Origin of the sequence: Streptomyces ossamyceticus (genome assembly GCF_001418475.1) — a bacterium.
Lineage (GTDB): Bacteria > Actinomycetota > Actinomycetes > Streptomycetales > Streptomycetaceae > Streptomyces > Streptomyces ossamyceticus.
This window is the reverse complement of record NZ_LIQX01000399.1, coordinates 1-9816: the sequence shown is the minus strand read 5'-3', so window position 1 is coordinate 9816 and position 9816 is coordinate 1. Positions and strand designations below refer to the sequence as shown.

The window sequence follows — 9816 nt, the reverse complement described above, 5'->3', positions numbered from 1 at the left end:
CCAGCCGGTGGCGTCCCCGGCACAGCCCGGTCAGCCCGCGCAGCCCGTCGCCGGGGACGCCACCGGCTGGTCCATGGACGAGCGGCTCTACAACCAGGTGTGGGGCATGTTCGAGGACCTGGCCCGCACCACCGCCGCGTACCGCAGCGCCGTCGACTTCGCCGAGTCGCGCATGGAGCAGGAGCTGGACCGGGTCCTGTCCGACCCACGCAGCCGCATCAGCGGGCAGGGCGACGCCGCGCGCGAGGCCGCGCGCGCCAAGCATGCCCAGCTCGTCGACCAGGCCCGCGCCGCCCTTGACCGTGACCTCGCCCAGCTGCGGGCCGAGGCCGACGTCGTGGAGCCCGCGCTGCCCATGGCGTACGCCCGCTGGGACAACCCGGTGTGGCACGGCTACCGGGTCCCGATGGAGGTCCCGATGGCCGTGCGCCTGGGCGACCTGCGTCTGCCGGAGAGCGACGGACTGCGCATCCCCATGCTGGTCCGGCTGCCGTTGGAGCGGGGTCTGTGGATCGACAGTGGCCGTTCCGGCTCCGGTGACTCCTTCACCGACTCCGACGAACTGCGCCGTCTCGCCCTGGACACCGCCGTGGCGCTCGCCGCGCGGCTCCTCGCGGTGTACCCGCCGGGGGAGTTCAGCGTCCATGTCATCGACCCGGCCGGCACCGGAGCGACCACGCTGGCACCGCTGACCCAGCCGGGCGTCCTCGCCGGACCGCCCGCCGTCGGCGCCGCCGGCGTCTCGGACGTCCTGGGGCGGCTCACCCAGCGGGTCGACCTCGTGCAGATGGCGGTGCGAGGAGGAGCCGCGGACGCGCTGCCGCCCGGCTTCGACACGGCCGAGCAGCTCCTGATCGTCAACGACTTCCCGCACGGCTTCGACGACCGGGCCGTGACGCAGCTGCGCTACCTCGCGGACGAGGGCCCTGCCGTCGGCGTCCATCTGATGATGGTGGCCGACCGTCAGGACGCCGCCGCCTACGGGCCGTTGCTCGACCCGCTGTGGCGTTCGCTGCTGCGACTCACACCCACCCCGGACGACCACCTGGCCGACCCCTGGGTCGGGCACGCGTGGACGTACGAGCCGTCGCTCGTCCCGCCGGGCAGCCGGATCCTCCACCAGGTGCTCACCCAGGTGGCGGACGCCCGCCGCTCCTGGAACCGCTGAGCGCGGGCGCGCCCCCACCTGCATCAAGACCTAGTAAAGCCATCCTGACCTGCGATTTTGATACTTTCTTTGCTTACCCCTTTACCTATTCTTGGTGAATGGGTATGCTCTTATGAGCGGAGGGGAGTACTCCCTACTTGCTGCGGCGTACCCGTCAATACGGATCAGACAGATCCCGGGGCGTCGGCCCGGCGGCACCAGGCGTTGTGGAACGCCCTGGAGGACCGGGTGGAAGAGACCTCCGGTAGCGATGACGCTGCAATTTGCCGTTACGTACTGCCGGAGGCGCAGTGGATGTTTCCACGACCCTGTGGGTCCTGACAGTGGTGGGCCTTGCCGCCCTCATCGCGGTCGACTTCTTCATCGGCCGCAAGCCCCATGACGTGTCCATCAAGGAAGCCGGAATCTGGACGGTCGTCTGGATCGTCCTGGCCGCCCTCTTCGGGCTCGGACTGTTCGTCTTCGCCGGCGGCCAGCCGGCCGGAGAGTTCTTCGCCGGCTTCATCACCGAGAAGTCGCTGAGCGTCGACAACCTCTTCGTCTTCGTCCTGATCATGGCGAAGTTCGCGGTGCCGTCGCAGTACCAGCAGCGGGTGCTCCTGATCGGTGTACTGATCGCCCTGGTGCTCCGCGCGATATTCATCGCCGCGGGCGCGGCGATCCTCGCCAGCTTCGCCTGGGTCTTCTACATCTTCGGCGCGTTCCTGATCTACACCGCCTGGAAGCTGATCCAGGAGGCCAGGGCCGACGAGGAGGACGAGGACTGGGAGGAGAACAAGCTCCTGAAGGCGGCCGAGAAGCGCTTCGGCGTCGCCGACCGCTACCACGGCACCAAGCTGTGGATCGAGCAGAACGGCAAGCGCGTCATGACGCCGATGCTCGTCGTGATGCTCGCGATCGGCACCACCGACGTCCTGTTCGCCCTGGACTCGATCCCGGCCATCTTCGGCCTGACCCAGGACCCGTACATCGTCTTCACGGCCAACGCGTTCGCGCTGATGGGCCTGAGGCAGCTGTACTTCCTCATCGGCGGGCTGCTGAGGAAGCTGGTCCACCTGTCCTACGGTCTGTCGGTCATCCTCGGCTTCATCGGCGTGAAGCTGGTCCTGCACGCACTGCACGAGTCCGGCGTCCATGTGCCCGAGATCTCCATCCCGGTCTCCCTCGGGGTGATCTGCTCGGTCCTGATCGTCACCACGATCACCAGCCTCCGTGCTTCCAAGAAGCAGGCGGCGGCCGAGGCGGAGCAGCCGAAGACCGAAGGCGCCGAGAAGGACAGCGTCGAGGCCTGACAGCGGCCGCCGCACAGCACAGCAACGATCGAAGGGGCCCCGCCCACCGAAGACGCGCATCCACGGCGTCGACCGGAGTGCGGGGCCCCTTCACGTCTGAAAGGATCACCGCATGCTCGCTCGACTCCGGTCGCTCACGGCGCGATGGACCGCCGCCGTCCCGGTGGCCGCGGTCGTCCTGCTCGTTCTCACCTGGGGGCGTGATCTGCCCGGGGCGCTCGTCGCCCTGGTGACGCTGGTGCTCGCGGGGGCTGTCCTCTCCGCCGTCCACCATGCAGAAGTCGTCGCCCACCGGGTCGGCGAACCGTTCGGATCGCTGGTCCTCGCGGTCGCGGTGACGATCATCGAGGTCGCGCTGATCGTCACGCTCATGGCCGACGGCGGCGACAAGAGTTCCACCCTCGCCCGTGACACCGTCTTCGCGGCGGTGATGATCACCTGCAACGGCATCCTCGGCCTGTGTCTGCTCGTCGGCTCACTGCGACATGGACTCGCCGTCTTCAATCCGGAGGGCACCGGCGCGGCCCTCGCCACGGTCGCGACCCTGGCGACCCTCAGCCTGGTGCTGCCCACCTTCACCACGAGCAAGCCCGGCCCGGAGTTCTCCACGGCCCAGCTCACCTTCGCGGCACTGGCGTCACTGCTGCTCTACGGCCTCTTCGTGGCGACCCAGACCATGCGCCACCGGGACTACTTCCTGCCGATCACCCGACAGGGCGAGGTGATCACCGCCGACGACCACGCCGAGGCGCCGACCTCCCGCACCGCCGCCGTCAGCCTCGGACTCCTCGGCCTCGCGCTCGTCGGCGTGGTCGGCCTCGCCAAGGGCGTCTCGCCGACCATCGAGTCCGGTGTGCAGGCCGCGGGACTGCCGCACGCCGTCGTCGGTGTGGTCATCGCCCTGCTCGTGCTGCTGCCCGAGACCATCGCCGCCCTGCGCGCCGCCCGCCGCGACCGCGTCCAGACCAGCCTCAACCTCGCCCTCGGGTCCGCGATGGCGAGCATCGGCCTCACCATCCCGGCGGTGGCCCTGGCCTCGCTCTGGCTCTCCGGCCCCCTCGTCCTCGGCCTCGGCGCGACCCATATGGTGCTGCTCGCCCTGACCGTCGTGGTGGCCTCGCTGACGGTGGTGCCGGGCCGGGCGACGCCGCTCCAGGGCGGGGTGCACCTCGTGATCTTCGCGGCGTACCTGGAACTCGCGGTGACCCCGTAGCGGGGAGCGCCCCCGACCAGTTGCCAGGGCGTCCCCGACCCGTAACCGGGGCACTTCCGACGCGTAGCTGGGGCACTCCCGACCCGTAGCCGGGGTGTCCCCTGCCCGCGGCGGAGGTGCACCCGACCCGTGGCGGGAGCACCTCCGTCCGCTCACCCCGCGGTGGCCTCCGCCGCCTCCGTCGTGGTCCTCGGGACCGGTCGGGTCTCCGGCAGCAGCGCGAAGCAGCCGAGGCTCAGCAGCGCGATTCCCGTCAGATAGGCGCCGACGCCCCAGGGGACCCGGCCGCCCTGGGACACGGCGGTGGCCACGATCGGGGTGAGGGCGCCGCCGACGACCCCGCCGAGGTTGTAGCCCACGGCGGCTCCCGTGCAGCGCACCCGGGGCTCGTACAGCTCCGGCAGATACGCGGCGAGGACGGCGAACATCGTGACGAACGCGAGCATCGCCACCAGGAAGCCCAGGAACATGAGCAGGGGCTCGCCGGTCGACAGCAGCGCGACCAGGGGGAACATCCACAGCACGGTGGCGGCGCACCCAACCAGGCACAGGGGGCGCCGTCCGTACCGGTCGCCGAGTACGGCCGCCAGCGGGGTGAGGGCGCCCTTCACGACCACGGCGCCCATGACGCACGTCAGCATGACGGTGCGGCTCACCCCGAGCCGCTCGGTCCCGTAGGCGAGGGACCAGGTCGTCACCGTGTAGAACACCGCGTACCCGACGGAGAGCGCCCCGGCCGTCAGCAGGACGAGCCGCCAGTGGTCGCGCACCACCTCGGCGAGCGGCACGCGCGCGTGGTCGTCGATCTCCAGGAACCGCGGGCTCTCCACGAGGGACGCACGCAGCCACAGCCCGGCCACGGCCAGGACACCCGCAGCCCAGAACGGCACCCGCCATCCCCAGGAGGCGAACTGGGCGTCGGTCAGTGTCGCCGCCAGCGCCAGCATCACGCCGTTGGCCAGCAGGAAGCCCACCGCGGGGCCGATTTGCGGAAAGCTCGACCACAGCCCGCGCCGCTCGGCCGGCGCGTGTTCCGCCGCCAGCAGCACCGCCCCGCCCCACTCCCCGCCCAGCCCGAGTCCTTGCAGGAAGCGCAGGGCGAGCAGGAGGAAGGGGGCGGTGACACCTATCGAGTCGAAGGTGGGGACACAGCCGACGGCGACGGTCGCGCCCCCGGTCAGCAGCAGGGACACGACGAGGACAGGGCGCCGCCCGTGTCGGTCCCCGATGTGCCCGAAGAGCACCGAGCCCAGCGGCCGGGCCACGAACCCGACCCCGAACGTCGCGAAGGCCGCGAGGGTACCCGCCAGCGGCGAGAACGTCGGGAAGAACAGCGGCCCCAGGACGAGGGCCGCCGCCGTCCCGTAGACGAAGAAGTCGTAGAACTCGATGGCCGTCCCGGCGAGCGAGGCGGCCGCGAGTCGCGGCATGGAGGGCGGTTCTCCGTTGCGTGCACTGTGCATACAGCGTCAACCATCCACCGTGACACCTGGTTACGGGGCGTGCGGAGGCCCGTTCGACGTGCTGTGTCCCCGGTGGCGTCAACCGCGGTCAGTAGGTGACGGTGATACGCCGGGCGGGACCGTCGACCCTGACCGCACCGCCGTAGGGCAGGACGACCTGCGGATCGGTGTGCCCGAGGTCCACGTCGAAGACGATCACGGTGTCCGGGGCGTACATCCGCATCGCGCGCAGCACCGCCTCCCGCTGGCCGGCGGCGTAACGCTCCGCGTCCTCAGGGCTGTTGGGCTTCTCGAAGGACCAGGTCTTGGGGCGGCCCATCAGGAGCGCGGAGAAGCGCCCGAGCAGCCCGCGCTCACCCATGTTCCGAAGCGTCCGGAAGACCTCCTCGCCGCTCGGCAGTTCCTCCGAGGTCTCCAGGAAGAGCACGCCCCCGTCGAAGACGGACAGGTCGCGCGGTACCTCGCGGTCGGCCATCAGCAGCCAGCCCAGGATCTCCAGACAGCCGCCCCACGCGCGGCCCTCCACCACGCGGTCCGCGTTCACCCAGGTCCAACCGGCGCCGGGCCGGCTCTCCGGCTCCGCGTCGAAGGTCGCCGGGTCCGCCCAGTCGCGCTCGATGTCGTTGAAGCGCTCGGCGGGCCGCAGTTCGTACGGCCCCGAGGTGAACAGCGCGGCGCGCAGCGACTCGGCGGTCACCGGGTTCATGGCGCCGGGCCTGCCCAGCGAGGTCATCACGGTCCCGCCGTGGTAGCCGACGATGCCGGCGTTGTACAGGAACGCCAGCAGGTTGGTGTTGTCGCTGACCCCGAAGAACGGCTTGGGGTTGGCCCGGATCAACTCACGGTCCAGCAGCGGCAGGACGGTGATCTGGTCGTCGCCGCCGATGGAGGTGAACACCGCCTTCACATCCGGGTCCGCGAAGGCCGCGTGGACGTCGTCGGCCCGTTCCCCGGGGGTCGAACCCGTCCTTCGGGTCGCGGGGTACTCGACCGGTTCGAGCCCGTACTCCTTCCGCAGCCGTTCCAGGCCGAGTTCGAAGGGCTGGGGGAACAGTCCGGGCAGACCGGCGCCGGGTGAGACGACAGCCACTCGGTCGCCGGGCGACGGCTTGGGGGGATACATGGGCATGGTCATGACGGGAGGCTAGGGCCTCTCACCAGGGCGTCGCATCGTGATAAACCGGGTCCGAGCAGCGGCCCCGGTGGGCCGCCCACCCGAACGGACCGGAGGAACCGTGCCCCGCAGCCTCGCCCACGCCCCGATCATGATCCTCAACGGGCCCAACCTGAACCTGCTGGGCCAGCGGCAGCCCGAGATCTACGGTTCCGACACGCTCGTCGACGTGGAGGCCATGTGCGCCAAGGCCGCGGCCGCGCACGGCGGCACGGTCGACCTCAGGCAGTCCAACCACGAGGGCGAGTTGGTCGACTGGATCCACGAGGCACGGCTGAACCACTGCGGGATCGTCATCAACCCCGGCGCCTACTCGCACACCTCCGTGGCGATCCTGGACGCCCTCAACACCTGTGACGGCCTGCCCGTGTTGGAGGTGCACATCTCCAACATCCACCAGCGGGAGACGTTCCGGCACCACTCGTACGTCTCGCTGCGTGCCGACGGCGTCATTGCCGGCTGCGGGGTGCAGGGATATGTGTTCGGCGTGGAGCGGGTGGCCGCGCTGGTGGGCGCGGGCACGGCCGACGCCTGACACGCGCGGGTGGGCGCGGGTGCGGTTGACGCCTGACGACCGCGCGTCCGTCGAGGACGGCGACCCCCGCCTCGCCCGCGCCGGGACTCCACGATCGGTCGCCTCACCGGCGGCCCGACGCCTCGATTCACCGCCTCACAGGCGACCCGACTCCACGATCCGCCGCAGGAAGCGCCGGGTGCGCTCCTGCCGCGGGTCGCCGAAGATCTCCCCGGCGGTCCCGCGCTCCAGCACCACCCCGCCGTCCAGGAAGCAGACCTGGTCGGCGACATCGCGGGCGAAGCCCATCTCGTGCGTGGCGAGGACCATGGTCATGCCCTCGTCCTTCAGGTCCCGGACGACGGTGAGCACCTCGCCCACGAGCTCCGGGTCGAGGGCGGCGGTGATCTCGTCGAGGAGCAGCAGCCGGGGCCGTACGGCCAACGCGCGGACGATCGCCACGCGTTGCTGCTGCCCGCCGCTCAGCCGGTCCGGGTACTCGCCCGCCCTGGCGCCGAGCCCCAGCCGGTCGAGCAGCTCACGGGCCCGTTCCTCCGCCTCCGCCCGGCCCACGCCATGCACCCGGCGCGGCGCGAGGGTGATGTTCTCCAGGACGGTCATGTGCGGGAACAGGTTGTACGACTGGAAGACCACACCGATGCGGCGCCGTACCGCGTCCTGGTCCACCCGCGGGTCGGTGATCTCCTCGCCGTCCAGCCAGATCGCCCCGTCGTCGATCTCCTCCAGCAGGTTGGCGCAGCGCAGCAGCGTCGACTTGCCGGACCCGGAGGCGCCGATCAGCGCCGTCACGGTGTGCGGGGCGACCTCCAGGTCGACGTCACGCAGGACGGGCGAACCGCCGAAGGTCTTGCGGACGGACTCCATCCGCAGCACGGGGGCGTCGGACGCCTCTGACACCTCGGCCGCCTTCGGAGCGTCGCTCATATCGTGCCTCCCTGGGCCCGCCGCCGGTCCATCCGGGCCGTGACCCAGTCGGTGAGGCGGGTCATCGGGATGGTCAGGGCGACGAAGACCAGTCCCGCGACGATGTACGGCGTGTAGTTGAGGCTGCGGCCCACGATGATGTCGGCGGCCCGCACCGCGTCGATCGCGCCGCCGATCGAGACCAGACCGGTGTCCTTCTGGAGCGACACCAGGTCGTTGAGGAGCGGCGGCACCTGACGGCGCACCGCCTGCGGCAGGACGACGTGCCGCAGCGCCTGCCGGTTGGTCAGGCCCAGCGAGCGGGCCGCCGCGCGCTGCGAGGGGTGCACGGACTCGATGCCGGCGCGGAACACCTCGGCGACGTACGCCGAGTACGTCAACGTGAGCGCGGTGCCGCCGAGCAGGACCGGGTCGACGGTCACGCCCTGGAGGCGGAGCGCCGGGACCCCCAGGACGACGATCATCAGGTTGATGATCAGCGGGAGACCGCGGAAGAAGTCGGTGTACGCGGCGGCCAGCGCCCGCACCGGGAAGAACACCGGGCCGCGCAGGGTCCGCGCGACGGCGATGAGCATGCCGAGGACGAGCACGGCGGCACCGCACACCAGCAGCAGCCGCACGTTGAGCCAGAGCCCTTCGAGCACCTTGGGGAGCGCCTCGCGCGCGTACTCGGCGCTGAAGAACGTCTCCTTGGTGCGCGGCCAGCCGGGCGCGTTGACGACGACCACATAGAGGACGACGGCCGTCACGAGGGTGGACAGGGCGGCGATGCCCGTGGCGCGACGGGAGCGGGCGCGCTTGTACCGCTCCCGGTCGAGCCGTCGGGCGGAGGGGACGTAGTCGTCGTCCCCGCCGGGCATGCCGCTGTCGTCCGCGCCGTCCCGGCCCGGTTCCTGCTTCACGACGGTCACTTGAGCACCGGGGCGTCGACGGCGTCGGAGAGCCACTTCTGCTCGATCTTCGCGAGGGTGCCGTCCTCACGGAGGGTGTCCACGGCCGCCGTCACGCACGGCGTCAGGGCGCTGCCCTTGTCGAGGACCAGGCCGAACTGCTCGGGGGTGCCGCCCTTGTTCTCGAACTGGCCGACGATCGTCGCGTCCGTCACCTCGGCCGCGGTGATGTAGAACGCGGTCGGCAGGTCGACGACGATCGCGTCGATCTGGCCGTTCTTCAGCGCGGACTTGGCCTGGTCGTTCTTGGCGTAGGCGGCGGGGTCCTGACCGGGCTTCACCACGTCGTCGATGTAGTCGAGGCTGGTCGTGCCGACCTGGGCGCCCAGGTGGAGGCCCTTGAGGTCGGCGATGCTCTTCGCCTTCGCGGCCTTGGAGCCCTTGAGGGCGATGACGGCCTGGCGCACGTCGTAGTACCCGGACGAGAAGTCCACGGCCTTCTTGCGCTCGTCGCTGACGGACACCTGGTTGATGTCGAAGTCGAAGGTCTTCTCACCCGGCGCGAAGGCCTTGTTGAAGGGCACGGACTGCCAGACGACGTCCGCCTTGTCATAGCCGAGCTGCTTCGCCACGGCGTACGCGACCGCCGCCTCGAAGCCCTCGCCGTTCTTCGGGTCGTCGTCCGTGAACCAGGGCTCGTACGCGGGGGAGTCGGTGGCGACGGTCAGCTTCCCGGACGCCTCGGTGCGCAACTCGCCCTTGGCGCACGCAGCCCCGGTCGCCGAGGCGGAGGCGCCGGACGTGTCCTCCTCCGGCTGCGGGGCGCACCCGACGGCGACCGTGGCGAACAGGGCGACGGTGGCGGCAGAGACGGCGCGACGGGACGGGCGCGGGGCTCGAAGGGCAGGAGGCATGGCGGGAGACTGACAGCGCAGCGTCCTGTTTGTCGAGGTCACGTCGACAATTGTCCGCATAGTGGGAACGCGTGTTGCAATCCTGTGAACCCTCGCGCGGGGGACCCGGCCGGCGCCTGAGCGCGGACGATGGAGAGCGCTTGCGCGGAGTATGTGCGGACGGTGGGCGGGGTGCGGGCGGGGCCGCCGGCCGAGGGCGGGGATTGGGAGGCCGGCGGCCCATCCGCGCGGGAGCCGTCATCC

At 70.9% G+C, this 9816-nt stretch carries 8 protein-coding genes and 1 pseudogene; 4 read left to right on the top strand and 5 right to left on the bottom strand.

What is annotated here, in order from left to right:
* From AOK15_RS27260 to AOK15_RS27250, 3 genes and pseudogenes are all read left to right on the top strand, one after another.
* Window positions 1–1168 (top strand): annotated as a pseudogene (locus AOK15_RS27260) (TerD family protein); the annotation flags it as partial.
* Window positions 1169–1458: 290 nt separating this feature from the next.
* Window positions 1459–2460 carry a TerC family protein gene (locus AOK15_RS27255; RefSeq protein WP_055521011.1) on the top strand — a complete coding sequence of 334 codons (1002 nt, stop codon included), beginning with the start codon at window positions 1459–1461 and terminating at the stop codon, window positions 2458–2460.
* A gap of 112 nt (window positions 2461–2572) precedes the next feature.
* Window positions 2573–3673: a calcium:cation antiporter gene (locus AOK15_RS27250; protein WP_055521010.1), complete on the top strand. Its 1101-nt coding sequence runs from the start codon at window positions 2573–2575 to the stop codon at window positions 3671–3673.
* Window positions 3674–3825: 152 nt separating this feature from the next.
* Here the strand turns inward: AOK15_RS27250 and AOK15_RS27245 are convergent, their stop codons facing one another.
* The gene (locus AOK15_RS27245) at window positions 3826–5103 is read right to left on the bottom strand and encodes an MFS transporter (protein WP_055521009.1); all 1278 of its coding nucleotides are present in this window, start codon (window positions 5101–5103) and stop codon (window positions 3826–3828) included.
* 121 nt (window positions 5104–5224) lie between these two features.
* Window positions 5225–6271 (bottom strand): S66 family peptidase, encoded by a 1047-nt coding sequence (locus tag AOK15_RS27240; RefSeq protein WP_055521008.1) that lies wholly within the window; start codon window positions 6269–6271, stop codon window positions 5225–5227.
* A 100-nt stretch (window positions 6272–6371) separates the two neighbouring features.
* Here AOK15_RS27240 and aroQ point away from each other — a divergent pair, with 100 nt between their 5' ends.
* The gene (gene aroQ, locus AOK15_RS27235) at window positions 6372–6845 is read left to right on the top strand and encodes a type II 3-dehydroquinate dehydratase (protein WP_055521007.1); all 474 of its coding nucleotides are present in this window, start codon (window positions 6372–6374) and stop codon (window positions 6843–6845) included.
* A 135-nt stretch (window positions 6846–6980) separates the two neighbouring features.
* Here the strand turns inward: aroQ and AOK15_RS27230 are convergent, their stop codons facing one another.
* From AOK15_RS27230 to AOK15_RS27220, 3 genes are read right to left on the bottom strand one after another with little or no spacing between them, the layout of a single operon-like run.
* Window positions 6981–7769 carry an amino acid ABC transporter ATP-binding protein gene (locus tag AOK15_RS27230; protein ID WP_055521006.1) on the bottom strand — a complete coding sequence of 263 codons (789 nt, stop codon included), beginning with the start codon at window positions 7767–7769 and terminating at the stop codon, window positions 6981–6983.
* Window positions 7766–8680, bottom strand: a complete 915-nt coding sequence (locus tag AOK15_RS27225) for an amino acid ABC transporter permease (protein ID WP_055521005.1) — start codon at window positions 8678–8680, stop codon at window positions 7766–7768. Before AOK15_RS27225 ends, AOK15_RS27230 begins: the two co-directional genes overlap by 4 nt.
* Window positions 8677–9573, bottom strand: coding sequence for an ABC transporter substrate-binding protein (locus AOK15_RS27220; RefSeq protein WP_055521004.1), 897 nt, complete (start codon window positions 9571–9573; stop codon window positions 8677–8679). The genes AOK15_RS27225 and AOK15_RS27220 overlap by 4 nt, the downstream gene beginning before the upstream one ends.
* Between the last annotated feature and the right edge of the window lie 243 nt (window positions 9574–9816).

Coding starts and splice junctions, on each gene's coding strand:
- AOK15_RS27250 (WP_055521010.1), top strand. CDS start 2,573: ATGCTCGCTCGACTCCGGTCGCTCACGGCGCGATGGACCGCCGCCGTC.
- AOK15_RS27245 (WP_055521009.1), bottom strand. CDS start 5,103: ATGCCGCGACTCGCGGCCGCCTCGCTCGCCGGGACGGCCATCGAGTTC.
- AOK15_RS27240 (WP_055521008.1), bottom strand. CDS start 6,271: ATGACCATGCCCATGTATCCCCCCAAGCCGTCGCCCGGCGACCGAGTG.
- AOK15_RS27230 (WP_055521006.1), bottom strand. CDS start 7,769: ATGAGCGACGCTCCGAAGGCGGCCGAGGTGTCAGAGGCGTCCGACGCC.
- AOK15_RS27220 (WP_055521004.1), bottom strand. CDS start 9,573: ATGCCTCCTGCCCTTCGAGCCCCGCGCCCGTCCCGTCGCGCCGTCTCT.